The 23,819-nt window shown below is 73.5% G+C and carries 23 protein-coding genes and 1 pseudogene; 16 read left to right on the forward strand and 8 right to left on the reverse strand.

Going from position 1 to position 23,819, the window contains the following annotated elements:
• Positions 1-97: 97 nt before the first annotated feature.
• Entirely contained in the window at positions 98-841 is a 744-nt protein-coding gene (locus tag ABT299_RS27565; protein WP_190854795.1) for a response regulator transcription factor, read from the forward strand.
• Positions 838-2,259 (forward strand): sensor histidine kinase, encoded by a 1,422-nt coding sequence (locus tag ABT299_RS27570; RefSeq protein WP_500252481.1) that lies wholly within the window; start codon positions 838-840, stop codon positions 2,257-2,259. The genes ABT299_RS27565 and ABT299_RS27570 overlap by 4 nt, the downstream gene beginning before the upstream one ends.
• On the opposite strand, the gene ABT299_RS27575 is transcribed toward ABT299_RS27570, so the two are convergent.
• Positions 2,260-3,687: an LCP family protein gene (locus ABT299_RS27575; RefSeq protein WP_500252482.1), complete on the reverse strand. Its 1,428-nt coding sequence runs from the start codon at positions 3,685-3,687 to the stop codon at positions 2,260-2,262.
• Between the two features lie 199 nt (positions 3,688-3,886).
• Positions 3,887-4,600, reverse strand: a complete 714-nt coding sequence (locus tag ABT299_RS27580) for a response regulator transcription factor (protein ID WP_500252483.1) — start codon at positions 4,598-4,600, stop codon at positions 3,887-3,889.
• 310 nt (positions 4,601-4,910) lie between these two features.
• On the opposite strand from ABT299_RS27580, the gene ABT299_RS27585 reads away from it, so the two are divergent.
• Positions 4,911-5,684, forward strand: coding sequence for an AfsR/SARP family transcriptional regulator (locus tag ABT299_RS27585; protein ID WP_190854786.1), 774 nt, complete (start codon positions 4,911-4,913; stop codon positions 5,682-5,684).
• 25 nt (positions 5,685-5,709) lie between these two features.
• Here the strand turns inward: ABT299_RS27585 and ABT299_RS27590 are convergent, their stop codons facing one another.
• A complete protein-coding gene (locus ABT299_RS27590) occupies positions 5,710-6,708 on the reverse strand; it encodes an LLM class flavin-dependent oxidoreductase (RefSeq protein ID WP_500252484.1) in 999 nt (332 codons plus the stop codon).
• Between the two features lie 184 nt (positions 6,709-6,892).
• On the opposite strand from ABT299_RS27590, the gene ABT299_RS27595 reads away from it, so the two are divergent.
• From ABT299_RS27595 to ABT299_RS27645, 11 genes are all read left to right on the forward strand, one after another.
• A complete protein-coding gene (locus ABT299_RS27595; protein WP_190854782.1) occupies positions 6,893-7,018 on the forward strand; it encodes a lasso RiPP family leader peptide-containing protein in 126 nt (41 codons plus the stop codon).
• 86 nt (positions 7,019-7,104) lie between these two features.
• Positions 7,105-8,931, forward strand: coding sequence for an asparagine synthase-related protein (locus ABT299_RS27600; RefSeq protein WP_190854773.1), 1,827 nt, complete (start codon positions 7,105-7,107; stop codon positions 8,929-8,931).
• Complete coding sequence (locus ABT299_RS27605) at positions 8,922-9,191, forward strand: lasso peptide biosynthesis PqqD family chaperone (RefSeq protein WP_190854771.1); 270 nt, start codon at positions 8,922-8,924, stop codon at positions 9,189-9,191. Before ABT299_RS27600 ends, ABT299_RS27605 begins: the two co-directional genes overlap by 10 nt.
• A gap of 2 nt (positions 9,192-9,193) precedes the next feature.
• A complete protein-coding gene (locus ABT299_RS27610) occupies positions 9,194-9,622 on the forward strand; it encodes a lasso peptide biosynthesis B2 protein (RefSeq protein ID WP_387027779.1) in 429 nt (142 codons plus the stop codon).
• Complete coding sequence (locus ABT299_RS27615; protein WP_500252485.1) at positions 9,619-10,170, forward strand: MauE/DoxX family redox-associated membrane protein; 552 nt, start codon at positions 9,619-9,621, stop codon at positions 10,168-10,170. Before ABT299_RS27610 ends, ABT299_RS27615 begins: the two co-directional genes overlap by 4 nt.
• A 4-nt stretch (positions 10,171-10,174) precedes the next feature.
• A complete protein-coding gene (locus ABT299_RS27620; protein WP_500252486.1) occupies positions 10,175-11,224 on the forward strand; it encodes an ATP-binding cassette domain-containing protein in 1,050 nt (349 codons plus the stop codon).
• Positions 11,221-12,045, forward strand: coding sequence for an ABC transporter permease (locus tag ABT299_RS27625; RefSeq protein ID WP_500252487.1), 825 nt, complete (start codon positions 11,221-11,223; stop codon positions 12,043-12,045). Before ABT299_RS27620 ends, ABT299_RS27625 begins: the two co-directional genes overlap by 4 nt.
• 66 nt (positions 12,046-12,111) lie before the next feature.
• Positions 12,112-13,413 (forward strand): AI-2E family transporter, encoded by a 1,302-nt coding sequence (locus ABT299_RS27630; RefSeq protein WP_500252488.1) that lies wholly within the window; start codon positions 12,112-12,114, stop codon positions 13,411-13,413.
• Between the two features lie 89 nt (positions 13,414-13,502).
• Positions 13,503-14,189, forward strand: coding sequence for a YoaK family protein (locus ABT299_RS27635; protein ID WP_500252489.1), 687 nt, complete (start codon positions 13,503-13,505; stop codon positions 14,187-14,189).
• A gap of 47 nt (positions 14,190-14,236) precedes the next feature.
• Positions 14,237-14,653 carry a VOC family protein gene (locus ABT299_RS27640; RefSeq protein WP_190854760.1) on the forward strand — a complete coding sequence of 139 codons (417 nt, stop codon included), beginning with the start codon at positions 14,237-14,239 and terminating at the stop codon, positions 14,651-14,653.
• A gap of 71 nt (positions 14,654-14,724) precedes the next feature.
• Complete coding sequence (locus tag ABT299_RS27645) at positions 14,725-16,875, forward strand: acyl-CoA dehydrogenase family protein (protein ID WP_500252490.1); 2,151 nt, start codon at positions 14,725-14,727, stop codon at positions 16,873-16,875.
• 42 nt (positions 16,876-16,917) lie between these two features.
• Here ABT299_RS27645 and ABT299_RS27650 read toward each other — a convergent pair whose 3' ends face one another.
• A complete protein-coding gene (locus tag ABT299_RS27650) occupies positions 16,918-18,513 on the reverse strand; it encodes a CehA/McbA family metallohydrolase (protein WP_500252491.1) in 1,596 nt (531 codons plus the stop codon).
• Between the two features lie 217 nt (positions 18,514-18,730).
• Positions 18,731-19,597 carry an alpha/beta fold hydrolase gene (locus ABT299_RS27655; protein ID WP_500252492.1) on the reverse strand — a complete coding sequence of 289 codons (867 nt, stop codon included), beginning with the start codon at positions 19,595-19,597 and terminating at the stop codon, positions 18,731-18,733.
• Positions 19,598-19,697: 100 nt separating this feature from the next.
• Here ABT299_RS27655 and ABT299_RS27660 point away from each other — a divergent pair, with 100 nt between their 5' ends.
• On the forward strand, positions 19,698-20,372 hold the full coding sequence (locus ABT299_RS27660) for a TetR family C-terminal domain-containing protein (protein WP_387027765.1): 675 nt from the start codon (positions 19,698-19,700) through the stop codon (positions 20,370-20,372).
• 262 nt (positions 20,373-20,634) lie between these two features.
• Here ABT299_RS27660 and ABT299_RS27665 read toward each other — a convergent pair whose 3' ends face one another.
• Together ABT299_RS27665 and ABT299_RS27670 are read right to left on the reverse strand one after the other, a co-directional pair.
• A complete protein-coding gene (locus ABT299_RS27665) occupies positions 20,635-21,144 on the reverse strand; it encodes a LysE family translocator (protein ID WP_500252493.1) in 510 nt (169 codons plus the stop codon).
• Positions 21,145-21,298: 154 nt separating this feature from the next.
• Positions 21,299-21,659 (reverse strand): annotated as a pseudogene (locus tag ABT299_RS27670) (transposase); the annotation flags it as partial.
• On the opposite strand from ABT299_RS27670, the gene ABT299_RS27675 reads away from it, so the two are divergent.
• Positions 21,639-21,869 (forward strand): DUF397 domain-containing protein, encoded by a 231-nt coding sequence (locus tag ABT299_RS27675; protein WP_500252494.1) that lies wholly within the window; start codon positions 21,639-21,641, stop codon positions 21,867-21,869. The pseudogene ABT299_RS27670 and the gene ABT299_RS27675 overlap by 21 nt on opposite strands.
• Before the next feature lie 424 nt (positions 21,870-22,293).
• Here ABT299_RS27675 and ABT299_RS27680 read toward each other — a convergent pair whose 3' ends face one another.
• Positions 22,294-23,430 carry an HNH endonuclease signature motif containing protein gene (locus ABT299_RS27680; RefSeq protein ID WP_500252495.1) on the reverse strand — a complete coding sequence of 379 codons (1,137 nt, stop codon included), beginning with the start codon at positions 23,428-23,430 and terminating at the stop codon, positions 22,294-22,296.
• Between the last annotated feature and the right edge of the window lie 389 nt (positions 23,431-23,819).

Genomic DNA, 23,819 nt, shown 5'->3' on the forward strand with positions numbered 1-23,819 from the left:
CCGAGTTTCTGCGTTCCTTCTGATTCAGGGGGGAACAGCCCGGTTGAGAGGTTTCTCTGAGCGAACGCAGAGGTTGGAGAGGGAGGCTGATCCCACCATGAGCACTCCCGAACCCGCCGGCGCCGGACTGCGCCGCGCCGACGGCACGCCCGTCCGCGTCCTGGTCGTCGACGACGAGCCCGATCTGGCCGAGGTGCTGTCGCGCGTGCTGGCGTCCGAGGGCTGGGCGGTCCGCACCGCCGGGGACGGCGCGGGCGCCCTCGCCGCGGCCCGCGACTTCCGCCCGGACGCCGTCGTGCTGGACGTGATGCTGCCCGACATCGGCGGCCTGGAGGTGCTGCGGCGGCTGCGCGCCGACGCCCCCGACGTCTGCGTGCTGTTCCTGACCGCGCGGGACGCCGTCGAGGACCGCATCGCCGGGATCACCGCGGGCGGCGACGACTACGTCACCAAGCCGTTCAGCCTGGAGGAGGTCCTCGCCCGGCTGCGCGGGCTGCTGCGCCGCGCCGGGATGACCCGGCAGGCCGGGACGGCGGGCCTGCTGACGGTCGGCGGCCTCGCGATGGACGAGGAGGCCCGCGAGGTCACCCGGGACGGCGAGATCGTCGAGCTGACCCCGACGGAGTTCGAGCTGCTGCGGTTCCTGATGCGCAACCCGCGCCGGGTGCTGTCGAAGGCGCAGATCCTCGACCGCGTGTGGGACTACGACTTCGGCGGCCAGGCGCACGTCGTCGAGCTGTACATCAGCTACCTGCGCAAGAAGATCGACGCGGGCCGGGCGCCGATGATCCACACCGTCCGGGGCGTCGGGTACGTGCTGAAGCCGTCGGAGGCCCCGTGAGGCTGCCGCACGTCCGGACCCTCCGGGCCCGGCTGACGGCGGGGCTCGTCGTCCTGCTGGCGCTCAGCTGCCTCGCGGTCGGCATCGCCACCACCACGGCGCTGCAGCGCTTCCTGGTGAGCCGGATCGATCAGCAGCTCACGGCGGTCGGGGTGCGCTTCCCGGCCAGCCTGGAGCACGAGCACCACCCCGACGCCGACAACCGCCCCGACTCGCGCGGCCAGGCGTCCGGCACGTTCGGGGCCCGCCTGTTCGAGGGGCGGGTCACACGGGCCGCCGTCGTCCGCGGCCAGGCGGTCGAGGCGGTGCCGGCCACCGCCACGGACGTGCGCGCCCTGGCGGCGCTGCCGGCCGACGGCCGCGGGCACGACGTCGAGCTGTCGTCGCTCGGCGACTACCGGGTGAGCGCCCACCGGGGCGACGACGGGGACGTGCTGGTCAGCGGGCTGCCGCTGCGGCCAGTCGAGGACACCGTGCACCGGCTGGAACTGGTGGAGCTCACCGTGTTCGGCGCCGTGCTGATCGCGGCCGGGATCGCCGCGGCGGCGTGGGTGCGGCTCACGCTGCGGCCGCTGCGCCGCGTCGCGGCGACCGCGTCCCGCGTCACCGAGCTGCCGCTGGCCAGCGGCGAGGTCGCGATGCCCGAGCGCGTGCCCGACACCGACCCGCGCACCGAGGTCGGGCAGGTCGGCGCCGCGCTCAACCGGATGCTCGGGCACGTCGAGAACGCGCTCGCGCGCCGGCACGCGAGCGAGGAGCGGCTGCGCCGGTTCGCCGCCGACGCCAGCCACGAGCTGCGCACCCCGGTCGCCGCGATCCGCGGCCACGCCGAGCTGGCGCTGCGCACCCGCGAGGGCGTCCCACCGGACGTCCGGCACGCGCTCGGCAGGATCGAGGCCGAGTCCGTCCGGATGACCGACCTGGTCGACGACCTGCTGCTCCTCGCCCGGCTGGACGCGGGCCGCCCGCTGGAGTCCGAGCCGGTCGACCTGACCCGGCTCGTCCTGGACGCGACGAGCGACGCCCGCGCCGCCGGGCCGGACCACCGGTGGGAGATGGTGCTGCCGGAGGAGCCCGTCACGATCACCGGGGACGCCCGCCGGCTGCACCAGCTGCTGGCCAACCTGCTCGCCAACGCCCGCACGCACACCCCGCCCGGCACGCACGTCACGGTCCGGCTCTCCCAGCCGCTGCCGCCGGCCGTCGTGCTGGACGTGGAGGACGACGGGCCGGGCGTCCCGGCGGAGGCCCGCGAGGAGATCTTCCAGCGGTTCGTGCGGGCCGACCACGGCCGGTCCCGCGCGGCCGGGGGCACCGGCCTCGGCCTCGCCATCGTCCAGGCCGTCGCCGCGGCGCACGGCGGCACGGCGAGGCTGGTGGGCCGGTCGACCTTCCGCATCACCCTGCCGGGCGGGTGATCAGGTCCCCGCCGTGCTCGTCGCGCAGATGTCGCCGTCGGCGTGGATCTCGCCCTCCAGGGTCGGGATGCCCGCCTTCTTCTTCGCCTTCACCGCGGTGAACGAGGTGCCGAGCACCAGGTTCACGACCCCCGGGCCGGCCTTCGGGTACAGCGCCTTCTTCGCGCCCGGGATCACCGCGGCGAGCGCGGCGGCCTGCGCCTGCGAGCCCTGCGCGTAGTACACGCCGGTCGTCGGCCGGGTCTTCATGGTGTCCGTCCCGACGATCACGAAGCCCTGCGCCTTGAGCTGCTTCGCGACGGTCGCCGCCGTGCTCGCGCGGCCGGTCGCGTTGTACAGCCGCACCTGCACCGGCCCGGTGGTCTTCTTCGCGGCGGCCTCGACGGACTGGTCCTGGCGGATCGCGGTGAAGAACTGCCCGGCGGCCGGCTGGCTGAGCGCCACCCGGTTCGGGTCGGGCGCGTAGGCCGTGACGGGCACGGTGACGAAGTCGAGCTTGCCGGCGGTCAGCCCGTGCATGCTCCGCGCGATCTTCACCATCGTGCCGAGGTCCAGGCCCTTGTCGGTGGTCAGCGACTTCGTGCCGGCCTCGGCCAGGTCGTACACCTTCTTCGGGTCGGTCAGCGTCCCGGCGCTCAGCACCTTGTTCGCCAGCGACCCCATGAACTGCTGCTGCCGCTTGATCCGCTGCAGGTCGGACTCGTCGCCGAGGCCGTGCCGGTCGCGGACGTAGGCCAGCGCCGTCTCGCCCTTGATGGTGTGCTTGCCCTTGGTCAGGTGGAGCTTGGAGTCCTTGTCGTTCACGTCCTGCGGCAGGCAGACCTCGACGCCGCCGACCGCCTCGGTCACGCTCTTGAAGCTGGTGAAGTCGACCTGCATGAAGTGATCGATCTTGATGTGGGTGAGGTCCTCGATCGTCTTGACCGTGCAGGACGCCCCGCCGTTGGTGAACGAGCTGTTGATCATCCCGATGGTCACGGCGGGCGAGGCGGTGCCGTCCGCGCGCCGGCACGCCGGGATCGGCACCATCAGGTCGCGCGGGAAGCTGATGCCCGTCGCCTGCTTCCCGCCCGGGGACAGGTGCAGCAGGATCATCGTGTCCGAGCGCGGCGGGTCGTCCTTCATGCGCCGCCCGTACTTGGCGTTGGCGCCGGCGCGGCTGTCGGTGCCGAGCATCAGGATGTTCAGCGCGTTGTTCAGCTTCGGCGGCCGGTTCCCGCCGATCAGCTTGTCGGTGTCCTCGTGGTCGATGTTGTGCTGGAGCTGCCAGTAGAACCCGTAGCCGGTGGCTCCGGCCGCGACGACCAGCACGGCGGTGACGATCGCGACCCACTTCAGGACCCGCCGGCCGCGCCGTCGCGGCGGCGCGGGATCGGGGTCGGGGTCCACCTCGTCCGCGTAGTCGATGTAGGTCGGCTTGCTGCTCATCGGCTCCAGCGACTCCGTCTGAATCGTGAGCACCGGTCAGCGGCCACCGCGCTCAGTCGAACCTTGTTCAAACACGTGACTCAGACGACAGTATCCACTAGCCTCCCCTCTCCAGGAACGATGGTCACGAGGTCGGCTGGGACGACTCCAGCGGGTGACCGGACCGGGCGTTCCGGCCGTTCCGGCAGCTCTGGCCGTTCTAGTCGTCGAGCAGGCCGTCGCGGCGGGCCTCGCGGTACAGCGCGATGCGGTTGGAGGCGTCGCGGCCGGCCCTGGCGTACTTCTCCCGGGCGCGCGCGAGGTACTGCTTGACCGTGTGCTCGCTGATGCCCATCTTGCGGGCGACGGCCGCGCGGGTGAGGCCGCCGAGCCACAGCCGCATCGTCCGCAGCTCCTGCTCGGAGAACCGCGGACGGCACGGGCTCGCCTCGCGGGGCGTGGACGCACCGCCGGCGGCGTCGCCCGTCGGGTCGCCGGGGGCACCGCCGGCGGCGTCGCCGGTCGGGTCGCCGGGGGCACCGCCGGTCGGGTCGCCGGTCGCGTCGTCGGCGACGGCGAGGATGGCCTCGACCAGCCGGCGCTGGCCCTCGGCGGACTCCTTGCGGACGAACGCGCGGGCGCCCGCCAGCTCGGCCCGGCGGGCGAGGTCGGCCCCGGCCTGCTGGGAGAAGACGACGATGCGGTGCCCGGCCGCGGCGAGCCGGGCGATCAGCTCGAACGCCGGCTCGCCGGCCGTCCGCGGGTCGATGACCAGCACGTCGGCGGCGAGGCGCGGGTCGAGCCCGTCGATGCTGGTGGCGGTGTCCACGATCTCGATGGGGCGCGGGTCGCCGTCGATCCAGGCGCGGACGCCGGACAGCACCACGTCGTGGTCGTCGACGACGGCGACGGTGACTCGGCGGGTGGGAGCCATCGGGGAGCGGGTCAGACCTTCGTTCAGGGCGGGGAGCGTGCGTCGGTGGGGGCGGACGGGGCGAGGCGGGGCGAAGGCGTGCGGGCACGGGCGGGACGGTGCGGGGAGCGATAACCCCTCGATCTTACTGAGCGGAGCCGTCCCGTCATAGAGAGTTTTGATTGGCCCGCCGGTGACGCCGTGCGGCCCTGGCGGCGCGGGGGCCATGACCGTGCCATGACCGCCGAACGACCGTCATGACAGGCGACCCGACTCTGCGCAAACTGAGCCGTACTGCCGAAGCAGCCGCACCGACGCAGGGGGGAACCACATGAACGGGGTCGGTCTCAAGGTACTCGGGCCGCTGGAGGCGGCCGTGGACGGCCGGCGGGTGGAGCTGCCGAAGGGCGGGCAGCGGGTGCTGCTCGCCGTGCTGGCGCTGAACGCCGGGCAGGTCGTCCAGCTGGAGCAGCTCCTGGACCACCTGTGGGGCGACCGGCTGCCGGACCGGCCGCGCGGCGCGCTGTACTCCTGCGTGTCCCGGCTGCGGCAGTGGCTCGACCGGCACGCGCCCGGTTCGGCCGGGCTGCTCGCCACCTCCTCCGGCGGCTACGTCCTGGAGCTCGGGCCCGGCGGGCTGGACCTGCTGTGCTTCCGCGCGCTGATGCGCGAGGCCGCCGCCGCGGGGGAGCGGCGCGACCTCGCGGCCCAGTCGGCGCGGCTGCGGGAGGCGCTGGCGCTGTGGCGCGGGCCCGTCCTGGCGAACGTCCGGTCCGACGCCCTGCAGCAGACCGAGGTGCCGCGGCTGACCGAGGAGTACCTGCGGGCGGTGGAGTGGCGGTGCGAGGTCGGGCTGGCGCTCGGGGAGCACGACGGGATGGTCGGGGAGCTGCGCGCGCTGACCGACCGGTACCCGTTCCGGGAGCGGTTCTGGTGGCAGCTGATGCTGGCGCTGACCCGGTCGGGCCGCCGCGTGGAGGCGCTGGCGGCGTACCGGAAGGTCAGCTCGCAGCTGCGCACCGAGTTCGGCGTCGACCCCGACCTCGAACTCCGCCGCCTCCAGATGGCGATTCTGCGCGACGACCATTCGGTCCTTTCGCTCTGAACCGCCGGGGATTTCCAGGGGACCCTCACGGGTTTCCGGCGGACATCGCCTTGGCGAGCAGTTCGTAGGAGCGCAGCCGCTCGTCGAGATCGTGGACGAGCGTCAGCACCATGAGTTCGTCGGCGCCCGTTCCGGTGAGCAGTTCGCCGAGGCGTTCCCGGACGGTTTCCGGATCACCGACCACATGATGTGCCATGCGCTCGCGGAGAACAGCGTCCTCCTCCGCCGTCCAATGGACTTTCGCGGCTTCCTCGGGGGTGACGTTCGGTCCGTTCCGGACGCCCCTCAAGGACTGTGCAACGATCACCTTGGACGGCCCGGCGAGCCATTCCGCGCGCTCGGCGGAATCGGCGACGATGACCGACGCCGCGAGCAGCGTCCGCGGTTCCGGGAACGCGGCCGACGGCCGGAAGGCGTCGCGGTAGGCGCGGAGCGCGGGCTCGGCGTTCTGCGGGCGGATGTGGTGCGCGAACGCGAACGGCAGCCCGAGCTCCCCGGCGAACCGGCCGTTCTCGACGCTCGACCCGAGCAGCCACACGTCCGGCGCGCCGCCCGCCGCCGGGACCGCGACGACCGGGTCCCCGGGCCGCGGCGACAGCAGCGCGACCAGCTCGCGGACCTGCTCCCGGTACGCCTCCGACCCGGGCGGGCTGCTGACCCGGCGCAGCGCCTTCGCCGTGCTCATGTCCGTGCCGGGGGACCGGCCGACGCCGAGGTCGACGCGGTCCGGGTGCAGCGTCGCCAGCGTCCCGAACTGCTCGGCGACGACCAGCGGCGGATGGTTCGGCAGCATCACGCCGCCGGAGCCGACCCGCATCCGGGACGTGGCGGCCGCGAGCAGCGCGACGAGCACCGGCGGCGCGCAGCTGGCGATGAACGGGGCGTTGTGGTGCTCGGCGACCCAGTACCGGTGGTATCCCATCCGCTCGGCCTCGGGCGCCGTCCGCAGGGTCTCCCGCAGCGCCCGCGACGGCGACGAGCCCTGCCACACGGGCGCGGTGTCGAGGATGGAGAGGATCGTCATCGCCGGCTCCTTCGATCGGTTCTGCCGTCCTGCCGATATTCGCGCCGGGAACAGGCGATCTCAATACCGCCCGGCTCCGCTGAGAGGCAACTGCAAGGTAAGTGAAATGACCTTCCTCCTAATGTGGTAGCGCAACGGGAAGGCCCATCCGGGGCCGCACCGGTTCGCAAGGAGGGTGTTTTTCATGCAGCAGAAGGCGGCGGCTTACGAGCCGCCCTCCCTGATGGAGGTCGGCGGCTTCGCCGAGCTGACCCTCGGCCGGCCGAGCTGGGGATTCGAGAACGACTGGTCGTGCGTCATGCTCTGCTGACGTCCCGCGCGGCCCGTCGGCTCGGAACGGAAGTGCCGGCGCCGGTTCGCCCCGGCGCCGGCGCGCCCGGTGAAAGGGAATTGGGAATGGTGGAGTTCCGCGTCCTTCCGGACACGCCCGAGGCCGCCGCGATGGCGGGCCCGGCCGCTTCGCGGTTCGAGCACGCGTCGGGCCGCCCCTGGATCGTCGGACGCTGGGAGAGGGAGAGCGTCGTGTCCGCCACGTGCGGGCGCGACCGCGTCGTGCTGTTCGGGCCCGCCGACACCACGCCGGACGAGCTGGAACGCGTCCTCGCCCGCGTCCGCTCGGTGCGGGAACTGGACGCGCTGTGCGGGCGGCTCGCCGGGTGCTTCCACCTCGTCGCGTCCATCGACGGGCGCGTCCGGGTGCAGGGCGCCGTGTCGGCCGCGCGGCAGGTGTTCCACACCTCGCTCGGTGGGGTGACCGTCGCCGCGGCCGCGCCGATGTCCCTGCCGGGCGACCACCGGGTGGACGAGGAGCTGCTCGCGGCCAGGCTCGTCGCGCCGTGGCCGCCGTGGCCGATCGGCGAGACGCCGCTGTGGACGGGCATCGAGGCCGTCCCCGCCGGCTGCTACCTCGAGATCGGCCCCGACGGCCGGGGCCGCCCGGTCCGGTGGTGGACGCCGCCGGAGCCGCACCTGCCGCTCGCCGACGGTGCGCGCCGCGTCAGGCGGGCGCTGCGCGACGCGGTCGCCGTGCGCGCGCGGGGCGTCAAGACGATCAGCGCGGACCTGTCCGGCGGGATGGACTCCACCAGCCTGTGCTTCCTCGCCGCAGGCGAGGCGGACCGGCTCGTCACGACCCGCTGGGAGGCCGCCGACCGCGCCGACGAGGACCGGCACTGGGCGCGGCTCGCCGCCGAGGACCTGCCGTCCGCCGAGCACCTGGTGCTGGCCCGCGACACCGCCCCCACCTGGTTCGACGGGATCGCCGAACCCGGCCCGGACCCGGACGTCGAGGGGCCCTTCGCCTGGATCCGGACCCGGGCCCGGCTCGTCCACCAGGCCCGCCGCGTCGCCGCCGCCGGCTCCGCCTCCCACCTGACCGGGCACGGCGGCGACGAGCTGTTCCTCGGCAACCCGCTCAACCTGCACACGCTCGCACGGACGCGGGGCGGCGGCGCCGTCCGGCACCTGCGCGCGTACCGGGCGATGTACCGGTGGCGGCTGCTGCCCTCGGTGCGGGCGCTGCTGAACCGCGACACGTTCGGCGGATGGCTCGCCGCGTCGGCGGACACGCTCACCGACCCGGTCCGCGAGGTCGGCGGCGCGCCCGCGTTCGGCTGGGGGATCGCCTACCGGCTGCCGCCCTGGGCGACCGCCGACGCCGCCGGCGCGGCGCGGACCCTGTTCCGGCGGGTCGGCGCGTCCGGCGTCGAACCGCTCGCGCCGCTGCGCGGGCAGCACGCCGCCCTGCAGGACGCCCGGCTCTGCGGCGACACGATCCGCCGCGTCGACCGGCTCACCTCCCGGGAGGGCGTGGCCTGGCACGCGCCGTTCGTCGACGACCGGGTGATCGAGGCCGCGCTCGCCGTCCGCCTGCGGGACACGACGATGCCCGACCGCTACAAGCCCGCCCTTTCCGCCGCGATGGCCGGCACCGTCCCGGCCCGGATCCTCGGGCGGGCGACGAAATCCGAGTACAGCGCGGACGCCTACGACAGCCTGCGACGGCACCGCGCCGACCTCCTCGGCCTGTGCGGCGACGACATGCGCCTCGCGCGGCTCGGGCTCGTCGACCCCGCCGCGCTGCGCGCCGTGCTGGAGGCGCCGCCGCCCTCGTCCCTGACCCTGATGCCGCTGATCAGCACGTTCGCCTGCGAGACGTGGCTGCGCGCCGTCGAGCGCGACCGCGTCCCGCACCCATCAACCGGAGGCCCGAGATGCCCGTGACTCCCGGGGCGTCGCTGTCGCCCCACGTGACGATGACCGAGACCGAGCACGGCACGGTACTGCTGGACGAGCGCACCGGCCGCTACTGGGCGCTGAACGCGACCGGCACCACCGTGATCCGGCTGCTGCTGGACGGCGGGACCGTCGACGACGCCGTCCGCGAGCTGCGGGCCCGGCACCCGGACGCGGCGGAGCGGGTCACCGCCGACGTCGCCGCGTTCGTCCGGACGCTCCGCGACGCCGAGGTGATGGCGCCGTGACGATGCCGGTCGCGCTGGAGCCGTCCGTCCCGCTGACGCGGCGGCGGCGGGCCGGGGCCCGCGCCGCGGTGGGCGCCGCCCGGCTGATCGCGGCGCTGCCGCCGCGCCGACTGCGCCGCGTCCTCGCCTTCCTACGGCGGGGCGCGCGTCCCGCGTCGGGGGAGGAAGCGCTCGCGGCGCGGCAGGCGGTGGTGACGGTGAGCGTCCAATGCGCCGGGCAGGGCTGCCTGCAGCGGTCCCTCGCGACGGTGCTGCTGTGCCGCGCGAGCGGGACGTGGCCGGACTGGTGCACGGGCGTCCGGCTGGAGCCGTTCCGCGCCCACGCCTGGGTGGAGGCCGGCGGGGCGCCGGTCGGCGAGCGCGCCGAGGTGCTGGCGTTCGCCAAGACGATGGTGGTCGCGGCGCCCGGCAGCGCGCAGGCGGACCGATGACGGACCTGCTCCTGCTCGCCTGCCGGGCGCTGATCCTCACCGTGTTCGCCGCCGCGTTCGTCGGGAAGGCGCGCAGCGCGTCGCGGTTCCGCGGGTTCACCGGGTCGATCCGGCAACTCGCGATCCTGCCGGAGCGGGTCGCGGTCCCGGCGGGCGCGCTGGTCGTCGCGGGCGAGGGGACCGCGGTCGTGCTGCTGGCGCTGCCGGCCGCGGCCCGCGCCGGGTTCGCGCTGGCGTCCGCCCTGCTCGTCCTGTTCATCGGCATCGTGGTGCGCGCCGTCCGCGGCGGCGTCTTCGCCGAATGCCGCTGCTTCGGGTCGAAGGGCTCGGTGATGGGTCAGGCGATGATCGTCCGGAACCTGCTGCTGCTCGCCGCCGCGCTGCCCGGCGCCGTCGCGGGCGCGCCCGTCCCGGTCGGCCGGCCGGTGGGGGCGGCGGCCGCGGTCGCCGCCGGGGCGGTCGGCGCGTGGGCCTTCACCCGCTGGTACGACCGGATCGTCGCGGCGCTGATGAAGCGGCTGGTCGCCCCGGCCCGGAACGCGGGCTGACCCGGTGTCCGACCGTGCGGCGGATCACGCGATCGAGGCCGCGGGCGTCAGCAAGTGGTTCGGGCCGGTCCAGGCGCTGGACGGGGTGACGGTCGCCGCGCGGCCCGGCTCGGTGCTCGGGCTGCTCGGCCACAACGGCGCCGGGAAGACCACGCTGGTCAACGTGCTCGCCACGCTGTGCCGGCCGGCCGCCGGGACCGCCCGCGTCGCCGGGTACGACGTCGTCCGGCAGCCCCGCGAGGTGCGCCGCAGGATCGCGCTGACCGGGCAGTTCGCGGCCGTCGACGAGCAGATCTCCGGCCGCGACAACCTGGTGCTGGTCGCGCGGCTGCGCGGGACGGGGCGGCGCGCCGCGCTCCGCCGCGCCGCCGAGCTGCTGGAGACGTTCGACCTGACCGGCGCGGCCGACCGGCCGGTGCGCGGCTACTCCGGCGGGATGCGGCGCCGCCTCGACCTCGCGGCCAGCCTGACGGGCCGCCCCGAGGTGCTGTTCCTCGACGAGCCCACCACCGGCCTGGACCCGGCCGCCCGCCTCGCGACCTGGGCGATCGTCGAGGACCTCGTCCGGGACGGGACGACCGTCGTGCTCACCACCCAGTACCTCGACGAGGCGGACCGGCTCGCCGACACCATCACCGTGCTCGCCGACGGCCGGGTCGTCGCGGCCGGCGCGCCCGCCGACCTGAAGGCCCGCGTCGGCGGGCGCACCGCCACCGCGCGGTTCTCCGGGCGGGACGCCGCGCGGGCCGCCGCCCGCGCGCTCCGACTGGAGGGGCTCGGCCCCGAGTACGACCCTCGCCGCGACGTCCTCGCCGTCCCGCTGGCGGGCCCCCGCGATCTCGCGGTCGTCGCGCGGACGCTGGACGCCGAGGTCGCGGGCGACTACGAGCTGGCCGTGACGGCGCCGACCCTCGACGACGTGTACCTGTCGCTGACCGGCCCCCGCCGCACGGACGCGGCGGCGGGGGACACGGCGGCGGGGGACACGGCGGCGGGGGACACGGCGGCGGGGGACACGGCGGCGGGGGACGCGGCGGCGGGGGACGCGTCGTGACGGTCGGCGCGCCCGCCCGGGACACCGCCCGCACGGCGCCCCCGCAGGACGCCGGGATCTGGACGCAGCTGCGGGTCCTCACCGGGCGGTCGCTGCGCGCGCTCGTCCTCGACCCCCGGCTCGTCGTCGCGAGCATGCTGGGGCCGCTGCTGATGCTCGGCACGTTCAGCCAGCTGTTCGGCAGCGTCGCGCGGGCGCCCGGCTTCCCGCCCGGCGTCCGCTACGTCGACTTCCTCGTCCCGGCGATCATGGTGACGTCGGCGATGCAGGCGGCGCTGAACACCGCGGTCGGGCTCACCCAGGAGATGCGCAACGGGATCATCGCCCGGTTCCGGTCGATGCCGATCTGGCCCGGGGCGGTGCTGCTCGCGCGCAGCGCCGCCGACACCGTCCGCTGCGCGCTCCAGCAACTGCTGCTGCTCGTCCTCGCGGCGGCGCTGCTGGGGTTCCGCCCGGCCGGCGGGCCGCTCGGCGCGCTCGGCGCGGCGGCGCTCGCGCTCGCCGTCGGCTGCTGCCTCGGCTGGATCTTCATCGCCATCGCCTGCTGGATCCGCAACACCGAGCTGGTGCAGAGCGTCGCGGGCCTGGCGACGTTCCCGCTGATCTTCGCCTCCGAGGCGTTCGTCCCGGCGAGCGCGCTGCCGGGCTGGCTGCGCGCGGTCGTCGCCGCCAACCCCGCCACCTACGGGATCCGGGCGGCGCGCGCCCTCGCGCTCGGCGGCCCGGCGCTCGCCGACGCGGTCACCGCCCTCGCGGTCAGCACGGCCGTCGGCGCCGCCGCGGCCGCGCTCGCGATCCGGGGCTTCCGGCGCGGCATCTGAGCCGCGCCGGACGCATAGAGTTTCCGGAGTGGGGGAGAAGACCGGCGTCCCGGCGGAGGGGCGCGGATGAACGACGAACGACACCGCAGGTCCGCGGCGTCGGCATCGCCGCCGGCACCGCCCCTGCTCAGAGCGGCCGCGGCGTGGTCCTGGCGGCTGATCGCCATCGGCGCGGTCGGCTACGGCCTGGTGTGGATCATCGGCACGCTGAAGATCGTCTTCCTGCCGTGCGCGATCGCGCTGTTCCTGTGCGCGCTGCTGCGCCCGCTCACCGCCCGCCTCGAACGGGCCGGGCTGCCGTCCCTCGCCGCCACCTGGATCACCATGCTGATCGCCCTCGCGGTGCTCGGCGGGATCGGCACGTTCGTCGGGATCCAGGCGAACCAGGAGTTCCCCAAGCTCGCCACCGAGGTGCAGGCCACCGCCCGCTCCCTGCAGCACTGGCTGGAGACCGGCCCGCTGCACGTCAAGCACTCCCAGATCCAGAACTCCATCGACCAGGGCATCAACTACCTGGAGAAGCGGCGCGGCAAGCTCGCGAACACCGCGGTGCAGGCGGGCGCGGTCACCCTCGAGGTGCTCGCCGCCCTCGTGCTGATGCTGTTCATCACGTTCTTCCTGCTCAAGGACGGCGCCCGGATCTGGGACTGGACGATCGGCGGGACCGGCCGCTACCGCCCCCGCATCGACCGGGCCGGCCGCGCCGCCTGGGAGACGCTGTCGCAGTACGTGCACGGCACCGTCATGGTCGCCGCGATCCACGCCGTCGTGCTGGCGGTCGTGCTGGCCGTCCTCGGCGTCCCGCTGGTCGCGCCGCTCGCCGTGGTGATCTTCCTGGGGAGCTTCATCCCGATCGTCGGGATCCTGGTCGGCGGCGCGCTCGCGGTCGCCGTCGCGTTCGCCGCCAAGGGCGGCCTCATCGCGCTGATCTTCCTCGGCGTGCTGATCATCGAGCACCAGGCCGAGAGCCACCTGCTGCAGCCGCTGCTGGTCGGACGGCTCGTCCGGCTCCACCCGCTCGCCATCATCCTGGCGATCAGCGTCGGCGGGATCGTCGGCGGCATCCCCGGCGCGGCCGTCGCGGTGCCGGTCGCGGCGGTCGTGTACCGGGCCTGGCCCGCCCTGCGTGACCCGCCCGAGGAACTGCCTCCCGACGTCGCCGCCGCCACCGAACCGCCCGGAGGCGACAAGCCCCCCGGAGACGACCGGCCTGACCGGCCCGCCGGAGACGACGAGCGCGCCGGGGGCGACGAGCGCGCCGGGGAGGACGAGCGCGTGGGGGGCGACGAGCGCGAGCGGCCGCCGGAAGGCGAAAACGACGGCGACGGCTCCGGCGGGAAGGCGGGCCGCGGGGGACAGGACGACTGACCGTCCGCCCCGACCGGCCGCCCGACCAGCCCTTCCGCCGCGCGCGCCCGCCTTCGAATGGCGCGGCGGCGCCCGGGTAGTGCGGCTGCATGGCATTTCCCACGCCTAGGCGGGCCGTCATCCTCCCCGGCCTGGCCGTGGTCGCCGCCGCCACCGACGTCGTGAGCTACCTCGGGCTCGGGCACGTCTTCACCGGGAACATGACGGGGAACACCGCGCTGCTCGGCATCGGCATCGCCACCGGCAAGGCCGGCGCCGCGCTGCGGTCGCTCTGCGCGCTCGGCGCCTTCGTCCTCGGCGCGTTCGCGAGCGGGCTCCTGCCGTCCGGGCGGCGGCTCCTCGCGTCCTGCCTGGCGATCGAGCTGGTGCCGCTGGCCGCGTGGTTCGGCTGGTGGGCGGCGCTCGGCGGACCGGCGCACGGCGCGCCGAGGTTCGGCTTCATCGCGCTCGCCGGCGTGGCGATGGGCCTCCAGGCCGGGGCGGTGACGCGGCTGGGGGTGTCCGGCGTGACGACCGTCTTCATCACGGGCACCATGACGTCGCTCGTCGTCGATCTGAGCGCCCGCCTGCATGGCGCCCGGCTGCGGCGCCAGAGCCGCCTCGGACATGTCCTGCAGGCGCTCGTCCTCGCGTCCTTCCTGGCCGGTGCGGTGGCCACCGGGTTCACGTCCAACGGAGAAGGGGCCGGGGCGGTGCTCATCCCGCTGGCGATGCTCGCGATCGTGGTCCCGGCGGCGTACGTGCTCCCGCCGGAGGACGAGTCCGCCGCGGACTGAACCGGAGGGGGCGATGATTTCCGGCGCCGCCGTACGTCATCACCGTCATGGAATGGAAACTGGAAGTCGTGCCGGTGCCCGTCTCCGACGTGGACCGGGCCAAGGCGTTCTACGGCGAGCAGGTCGGTTTCGCGGTCGACCTCGACCGGACCGTCCCCGGCGGGATGCGGATCGTCCAGCTCACCCCGCCCGGTTCCGGGTGCTCGATCCACCTGGTCACCGGTGGCGCGCCGGGGAGCCTCAGCGGGCTGACCCTGGTCGTCTCCGACGTCGTCGCGGCGCACAAGGAGCTGGCCGGACGGGGCGTGCCGGTCGGCGACGTCGTGCACTTCGACAACGGCGTGCAGGTCAAGGGGCCGGGGACGGAGCCGTGGAGCACCATGGCGTTCTTCGCCGACCCGGACGGCAACGCGTGGGTGCTCCAGGAGCGTCCGCGGGGGGCCGGTGGACAGGACGGGGTGTAAGCGAGCAATTATTAGCTGAGCGGCACACCACCCGACATGCGCCGCCGGCGCGGAACACCCTGGGAGGATCCATGGCGATCGCCATCGGCGAGGAGCATCGCGAACTGGCGCGGACGGCGCGCGCTTTCCTGCGCGACCATGACGCGCGCGCCGCGAACCGCGCGCTGCTGGAGGCCGGCGAGGAGACGCTCCCGGCGTTCTGGAAGGAGTTCGCCGGTCTCGGGCTCCTCGGCCTGCACCTGCCGGAGGAGCACGGCGGCGGCGGGTACGGGCTCCCGGAGCTCGTGGTCGTCGCGGAGGAGATCGGCCGCGCCGTCGCCCCGGGGCCGCTCGTCCCGACCATGGCCGCGTCGGCGGTGATCGCCGCGCGCGGGAGCGACGAGCAGCGCGCGCGGCTGCTGCCGGACCTCGCGTCCGGCGAGGTCCCGGCCGCCCTCGGCCTGGACGGCTCGGTGACCGTGGACGGCGGCACCGCGTCCGGCGAGGCCGTGGTGCTCGGCGGCGGCCTCGCCGGCTTGCTGCTGCTGACCGCCGGCGACGACGTGGTGATCGTCCGGCCGGACGCGGAAGGCGTGACGGTCGAGGTGCCCGCGAACCTCGACCCGTCCCGCCGCGCCGCCCGCGTCCGGCTCGACGGGGCGTCCGTGGAGGTCGTCGGGGGCGCCGCCGCCCACGCCACCGCGATCGCCCGCGCCCTCTACTCCGCCGAGGCCGTCGGCGGCGCGCTGGAGTGCGTCGAGTCGGCCACCGAGTACGCGAAGGTCCGGCAGCAGTTCGGCCGCACGATCGGCACGTTCCAAGCCGTGAAGCACCACTGCGCGAACATGCTGGTGGCCGCCGAGCTGGGCACCGCCGCCGTGTGGGACGCGGCGCGCGCCGCGTCCGGGCCGTCCGACCAGTTCGAGCTGGCCGCCGCGATCGCCGCGACGCTCGCCGTCCCGGCGTTCCTCGACGACTCCGGGCTGAACATCCAGGTGCACGGCGGCATCGGCTTCACCTGGGAGCACGACGCGCACCTGCTGATGCGCCGCGCCGCCGCCATCGAGGCCGTCGTCGACCCGGAGGCCGCCGCCCGCGACGTCACCCGGCTGCTCGCCGCCGGCGTCGTCCGCGCCACCACCCTCGACCTGCCGCCGGAGGCGGAGGCCAAGCGCGCCGAGGTCCGCGGGCTGGCCCGCGAGATCGCCGCGCTGCCCCGCGACGAGCAGCGCCGCCGGCTGATCGAGACCGGCTACGTCCAGCCGCACTGGCCGAAGCCGTGGGGTCTGGAGGCCCCGGCCGGGCTCCAGCTCGTCATCGACGAGGAGTTCAAGGCCGCCGGCGTGAAGCGCCCGCAGTACGGCATCACCAGCTGGAACATCCTCACCATCATCCAGCACGGCTCCCCGGAGCAGATCGACCGCTGGGTGCGGCCCGCGCTGCTCGGCGAGGAGATCTGGTGCCAGCTGTTCAGCGAGCCCGAGGCCGGGTCGGACGCCGCGTCGGTGCGGACCCGCGCCGTGAAGACCGACGGCGGCTGGATCGTCAACGGCCAGAAGGTGTGGACGAGCGGCGCCCACTACTGCCGCTGGGGCTTCGCGACCGTCCGCACCGACCCCGACGCCCCCAAGCACGCCGGCGTCACCATGATGGTGATCGACATGGAGCACCCTGGCGTCGAGGTCCGCCCGCTCCGCCAGATCACCGGCGACTCGGAGTTCAACGAGGTGTTCCTCTCCGACGTCTTCGTGCCCGACTCCGACGTCGTCGGCACCCCCAACCAGGGCTGGACGGTCGCGCGCGCCACGCTCGGCAACGAGCGCGTCAGCATCGGCGGCGGTGTCGGCGGCTCCTACCAGCTGCCCGACCTGGTGAAACTGTGCACCGAGCACCCGGACCGCGTCCCGGCCGGCGCCGAGCGCGTCGGCGCCCACGAGGCCGAGGCGCAGGCGCTGCGCCTGCTCAACCTGCGCAGCGCCGAGCGCGCCGTCGCGGGCGGCGAGCCCGGCCCCGAGGGCAACATCACCAAGCTCGTCCTCGCCGAGCACGGCCACGCCGCCGCCGCGCTGCTGTCCGCGTTCGCCGGGCCCGACCTGGTGTTCTCCGAGGGCCTCGGCATGGTCGCCGGACGGATGCGGCTCGGCTCGCGCGGCATGTCCATCGCGGGCGGCACGTCCGAGATCACCCGCAACCAGATCGCCGAGCGGATCCTCCGCCTGCCCCGCGACCCGCTCATCAAGTGACCGCGGCCCGGGGGTTCCGGCCGTCCGGAACCCCCGGTGCCGTCAGGCGCGCTTGAGGAAGATCGGGTTGGTGAGCGCGGCCATCGGACCCCACACCAGGGCCGGCCCCATCGTGTTGCCCTTGCCGGGACTGCCGTCCGCCATCGGGTGGCGGACCTCCGCCCGCACGTACGCCGCGAGCGACGTCGTCGTCCGCCACACCACGGTGCCCTTCCCGGAGGCCGGAAGCGACTCCTGGTGCATCTGGCCCTCGTCGGTGATGAACCGGACGGTGCCGTTCGGCACCCCGGACACCTCCAGCCGCACGTCGACAGGGGCGTCGGCCTTCGCGGTGAGCGTGTCCGCGATGCCCGCCTCCCGCCCTCCGGCGGTCGCGGTGAACGCCAGGTCCACCGCCGATGACTCGGCGATCCAGCTGCGCCCGGCGCGGATCCCGTCCAGGACGGCGCCGGTGCTCAGCTCGTCGGCGCGCACGACGGTGTGCGGCAGGCCGATGACCTGCGGTTCGCTGTGCGCGTCGCTGTTGCCCATCGCGGGCAGCCAGCCCTTGCCCGCGCGCACCGCCTCACCGAGCCTGGCGTCCCAGGTGTCGACCGCGGACTCGTCGTCATACGTCCACGGACCGTTCCACACCTCGACCGCGTCGGCCTCGTCGTAGCCGAACTTCCACTGGCAGGCGACGTAGGGGCAGTACGGGTGGGCGGGCACGACGGCGCCGCCGGAACGGCGCACCTGCCGGGCGAACCGGGCGAAGCCGTCGTCCCGGGCGCGGTAGCGCCAGTCGATCCACTCCCCGGCGGGCAGGCCGAGCGCCAGCCAGTGGCCGTTGCGGGTGGTGACCTCCTCGCCGGTGATGATGAGCAGGTCGTCCCCGGCGAACTCGCCCCAGGCGCCGTGGGACGAGGAGGTGTTGTGGTCGGTGGACACCATGAAGTCGAGCCCGGCCGCCCGCGCCCCGGCCGCCACCTCGGACGGGAGCCGCCGGCCGTCGGAGTGGACGGTGTGCAGGTGCCCGTCGCCCCGGTACCAGGCCCGCCCGCGCCCCTTCGCCCTCGCGGGCGGGTACTTCGGCGCGAACGGCGCGCCGTCCCTGCCGTACGTCAGCGTGATCTTGACCTGGTAGTCCATGCCCTGCGGCGCGACCTGGTACGGGCCGAGGACGACGTTCCAGGTCCCGGCCCCGATCGGGCCGGGAAGGTAACCGGGCGTGGCCTCCGCGGCGCTGATCTCGAACGAGGTCCGGAAGCCCCCGGACCAGCCGCGGAAGCCCTTCCCGCCCAGCTTCGTACCGCGCTGGTCGAAGATGCCGATGTCGCACGAGTTGCCGGGCGTGCCCGCCGGAACGGCCGGCCTGTCGTAGGAGTACTCGACCGCGATCTTCTGCACGCCCTTCGGCACCTCGACGGGCAGGTACACGAAGTCGGCGGCGCCGGTCTCCAGGTGCCCGGTGACGGTACGGCTGACCTCCCCTCCGGGAGGCGCCGCCGCAGCCCGCGCCTGGGGGAAGGAGACGGGGACAAGGGTCAGCGCCGCTCCCGTCGCCGCCGCCATCAGCAGCCGCCGCCGGTCCAGGGTGTGCGCGCCGTCGTCGGCCGGCAGCACAGCAGCGTGCCGCTCGCATCGTCCATCAAGGCACATGGGCATCCTCACCGAGAAGGGAAAAACCCCTGCATGCTCGGCCGCCCCGCCGAAGCCCAGATGATCGTCCGATTTCCCGCAGCCGTCGCCGACATGACGAATCCCTCGCTCGGGACGGGTCGAGCACCGCGAAGACGACCTTGCCCGCACCCCCGCTGACCGGCCGCACTCCCCAGCACCGGCAGAACTGCGGCTTCCGGAGCGCCGCCGCCGTCGATCATGCGTGGTCGGCGGCGGTCCAGTGGCAACGGATGTGCGGCGCGAGTTCGGCTGCGCGTTCGTGCGGGAAGAAGAGCTTTCCGCCGGTGATCTCGACGACGTCGCGGGCACCCGGGATGGCGTCGTGCAGCCAGCGCGCCCACTTCATGTCGAAGAACTCGTCGTCGGTCGCCCAGGCGATCAAGGTGGGGGCGCGCAGTGCCCGCAGGGCCGGCTCGGCGGCGAGCAGGTCGTCCGGGCCGAGCCGGGCGACCAGTTCCTGGAAACGCGCGGCGGCCGCCGGGGTTCCCATGACCGGCTGGAGGAACGCATCGACCAGCTCTGGGGTCAGATACCGCTGGTCCTGGTAGCCGGTGCTGAAGATCGCGCGGGCGGCGGCGGGGTCGGCGACGAGGTCCGGGGCCGCGGCGGCGAGTCGGCCGGCGCGGGCCGCCTCGACGGTGGCCGCCATGGCGGCCGGCGGGATGTTGTCCTGTGTCTCGCAGTTGGTCAGCGTCAGCGTGCGGATCAGTTCGGGGTGGCGGGCGGCGAACACCTGGGCGATCGCGCCACCGGTGTCATGGCCGACGAGGTCCACTTGGTCGAGGGACAGGTGCGCGCAGACGTCCGTGAGGGTGTCGGCGAACGCGCCGACGGTGAGCGGGTGTTCGGGTGCTGCCGGGCTCTGGCCGTGCAGCGGAAGGTCGATGGCGATGCAGCGCCGTGTGTCGGCGAGCAGGGGAATCAGGTCGTGCCAGATATAGGCGTTGGTGGCGACTCCGTGGACGAAGAGCGCCGCCGGCCCGGTGCCGATCTCCACATGGCTCAGAGTCCCGGACGGGGTGCGCACGGTGTGCCGGTGATCGTCGTATCCGGCCAGGTACATGCTGCCTCCGTGGTCGTAGGGTGAACAGCGACAACCCAGGAAACCGACTGTCGGTCTAGAAGTTATAAACCGACTGTCGGTTTGTCAACGGAGGTAACGCATGGACCGACGCCTTGACCGCGGGCAGGCGACCCGGCAGCGCCTGATCGAGGTGGCCACGGAGCTGTTCGCCGACCGGGGCTACGAGGGCACTTCGATCGAGGCCGTCCTCGAGCGCGCCGGGGTGAGCCGCGGATCGCTGTACCACCACTTCCGGGGCAAGGACCGCCTGTTCGAGGCGGTGGTGGAGGCGGTCCACGCGAAGGTGGGGGAAGCCACCCTCGCCGCCGCCCGGGCGAGCGGGGCGACCGAGGCGCACGGCCTGCTCAAGGCGGCGGAGCTGGCCTGGATCCGGCTCGCGGGCGACGCGGTCGTGCGCCGGATCCTGCTGATCGACGCGCCCACCGTGCTGGGCTGGCGTCGCTGGCGCGCCATCGAGGAGCAGTACGGGCTGGGGATGCTCAAAGCCGTCCTGCAAGAGGCCGCCGACGCCGGACGCGTTCCGGCGCAGCTCGTCGAACCGTTCGCGCACATCCTGCTGGCCGCCGGCAACGAGATGGCGTTGGTCATCGCCTTGGCCGACGACATAGCGGCCGCTCAGAACACCGCGGAGATCGCCGTCGAGGAGTTTCTCAATCGCCTCTTGCAGCCGACCGAACCAAGTGAGCCTCCGGTCAGACCTTCCACGTCCGGCTCCGCCAAGACCACATCGGCGCCAGGCTGGAGCCAGGAATGACCTCGGCGGAGCATACCGAGCCGGTGGCCGACAGGGTCGGTATGCTCCGCCCAATTGTGGGCGACGGCATCACCGAACACCCGGCCCGCACTCCGATCACGGGGCATCGAATCGTTCTGGGGCTGAATGCAGATCGAACTGCTCAACGGGCAGCGGTAGCGCACCGCCAACGCCGTACCGCCTCCGGACCTCGACGGTCATCAGCGTGACGCTCTGTACCTGCGGATAGGCCGCGGATGATCTGCCCGCGATCCGAGGCTGATCAGCGAGGGGTGAGCGCTAGCCGTGCGGCGAAACCGACCAAGACGCTTCCGGTAAGAGCTTCAAGAACACGGCGAACTGCCGAACGCCGGAGCGCGTCCTTGGCCTTGTCGATAACCAGGCTGTAGAGAGCCAGCCAGACGAAGGTCAGCAGGCAGAGCATCGCGGCCAGTGCCCCGCCGTCCACGGGGGCGAACTGAGGCAGCAGGCTCATAAGGAACGCCGCCATCTTCGGATTGGCGAGGTCGTTGATTAGCCCCTGGCGCAGTGCCCGTCCCGCCGAGAGCCGCGACCGTCCATCCTGCCGCTCCCCACCATGCCTCTGGCCACGCCAGGCCCTCCACAACGATTGCCCTCCCAGCCAGAGCAGGTAAGCCGTACCGGCGATCTTCAAAGCCCAAAAGGCCGGCTGGGAGGCGTGGACGAGGCCGGCCAGGCCGAGCGCGGCGGCAACCGTCCAGGCCGCCTGGCCGAGGGAAACCCAGCAGCGGTCCAGACGCCCGTACGGCACCCGCCGCCCACGGCGTTACGAACGGTCAGGGCGGTGTCGGGGCCGGGAGTGCAGATCACCGCGACCGCCCCACGAAAGCGATCAGTTAAGTGAGCATCTCGAGTGAGCCGGTTCAGAAGGTGGACTGCCCCGGCGGTGTTAGAGGCTCTGAGGCCGCCCGGACGCCGACGGAGTCGATGGCGCATGCGCAGTTCGCCGGCCGCGCCCAGTTCGTCCAGGATGATGCGGTGCATCTTGGCCCATACCCGCGCCTGGGTCCACTCGGTGAATTGGCGGTGCACCGTCTGCCAGGACGCACCGAAGATCGGCGGGAGTTGCCTTCAGGTGCGGCCGGTGGTCGCCACGAACACGATCGCGGCCAGCACGTTGCGGTCGTCGGCCCGGCGTCGTCCGCCGCCCTGCGGCCGGGCCGGCGCAGGTGGCGCCACCCGCTGGAACAACTCCCACAGCTCGTCGGGAACCAGCCTCTCGTTGAAGCTCGCCACGACCGAGCCATGTCTCTGCAAAGCGTCCATTGGCGTAAGAGCAGCTACAGCACCTCCAACGGCGGCAACTGCATCGAGCTGGCACGGCTGTCGTGGCACAAAAGCAACCACAGCGGCTCCAATGGCGGGGATTGCGTTGAGTTGGCGGATGCGGCCGGGCGGTGGTGGACGTGGCCCGTCCTGCTGGTGACGTGTGCGGCTCTGCGTGACGCCGTGAACTTCGCCCACGCGACCCGCTGACCCCCGATTTCGTCTCCACCTTCCACAGGGCGAGTCGTGGCGGGCCGTCCACCCAACCCCGGTCCGGGACGGCAAGGAATCGGACGGGGCCGTTCTGTTGGTCACCCGCGCTGCCTCGCGCGGTGCGGTGAACTCTGCCCGCGCGATCCTCAACCGTCTCCCGCCGCGCCGCGAGGCTGAGGCGCGGCGGGCCGTCCGCCTACCCCCGGACGGCCCGCCGCGCGCCACGGAGGGCGTGCGTCGCCTTGCTGTGACGGTCTGGACCCCGCCTTCGGACGCTGGATGGCTTTCGGTGCGAGCCCGGATCGTGACACCGCGTTCCCGCGCTGGCGCTGGAGCCACCCCTGGAAGCGCCCAGGGGCGTAGAACAGCTACCGGCGCTGCATCGGCGTGCCGGGTGCCGGTGTGGCGTCGGACATGATCGTTATGCGGCCCAGCCGAGGGCCGAATCGGGTGGCCCGATGCTGCCTGGTGGCCCGGTCCCGGTTGTGGATCTTCTGGCGTCGGCTGGTGGGAGTAGCCGGTAGACGTATCGCCCGTCCTGATCTTTGGTGATCTGGATCTGGTCGGGGTTGGTGTGTTTGAAGCGGTTGTGCCATCCGCAGGCGAGTGCGAGTTGGTCGATGTCGGTGGGGCTGTTGCCGAGTGCCCACCCATGGACGTGGTCGACCTCGCACAGTGTGCCGGGGACCTCACATCCCCGCACCGCGCATGAGGAGTACAGCGTCTCCAGCACCTGCCGCTGCGCGGCGGAGGCGAACCGTTCCCGGTGGCCCAGGTAGAGCGGGGTGTTGCCGCGTCCGAGTAGGAGGGGTGAGACTCCGGCGGCCAGTGCGATGCGGCGGGCTTGGGCGGCGGGGATGGGGGTGCCGTCGGTGAGGCGGGCGGGGGCGTTGCCTCCGGTGAGCGTCTCCAGGTCGCAGATGACGGTGACCTTGGAGGCCTTGTGGCCGCCTGAGAGGACGCTCGACAGTGCCGCCGCCGTCCGTTCGGAGAGGTCGCGGCGGTCGTCTGGTCCGGCCGGCTTGGCCAGCGGAGCCAGGGTGCCGTCCCAGATGGCGGCGTCCTCGGGGTTCAGCCAGCCTTTGACGTAGCGGCCGCCGTCTAGGGATCGGGTAGTGGTGAGCCAGGACTTGTCGTAGCCGCGCCGAGAATCCTCGTCGGGGGCGTCTTCGGTGTCGTCGCGTTCGGCGATGAGGTCGCGGATGCGGCGGCCGAAAGCAGCGACCTTCCCGGCCGAGAAGCCCTGCTCGACGAAGCCGAGGAGTATTGTCTCGGCCTCGGCGCAGTCGGTGTCGTCGAGGCGCGCGACCGAGTCGGCGACCGTGACGGCGTAGCCGTAGGGCAGGTCGCCGCAGGCGAGCGCGGCTGAAACCTGGGGCAGGCGGTGACGCTGCCGGGCGAGGGTGAGGCGCTCCTTGGCGCGGCTGTCGCGCATGCCCAGCCGCGATCGCAGCCACGCCTGGGTGGAGGGATATCCCCACCGGGCCTGCTCCCCGCAGGCGTCGACTCGGCCGATGAATCCGGCGAGGACGCTTTCCTGCAGATCGGACGCTGCCACGAGGGTTTCGGTGAGTTCAAGGCAGGCCGCAGCGGATTCGGGAGCTTCGCGTGACGCGAGTTCAGTGGCGATGGTTGAGAGCGCGTTCACCAGTTCCATGGTGGACGCGGCCTCAACCTCGACCGTCACTGATTGCATACGTAAATAGTACCCTGTGTGAACGACATTCGAGGCCGTTCAAGGCCGTTCGAGTCACATTCTTCCCGGTATTTATCGGGTGGGAAAGGCGGCCGGACCTCGTGACCTGTTGCCGATCTTCGCGCCTCACGCAAGGGAGATTCGTACCTGGCGGAAGGGGGTGGTGGGGTGGCGCGACCCGGGGCGGGGGGGGGGGGGGCGGGCCCCCACAGCGAAACGCGGCGGGTGGGGAAAAAGTGGGATGAAAAGAA

Source organism: Spirillospora sp. NPDC000708, from assembly GCF_040299565.1.
GTDB lineage: Bacteria > Actinomycetota > Actinomycetes > Streptosporangiales > Streptosporangiaceae > Spirillospora.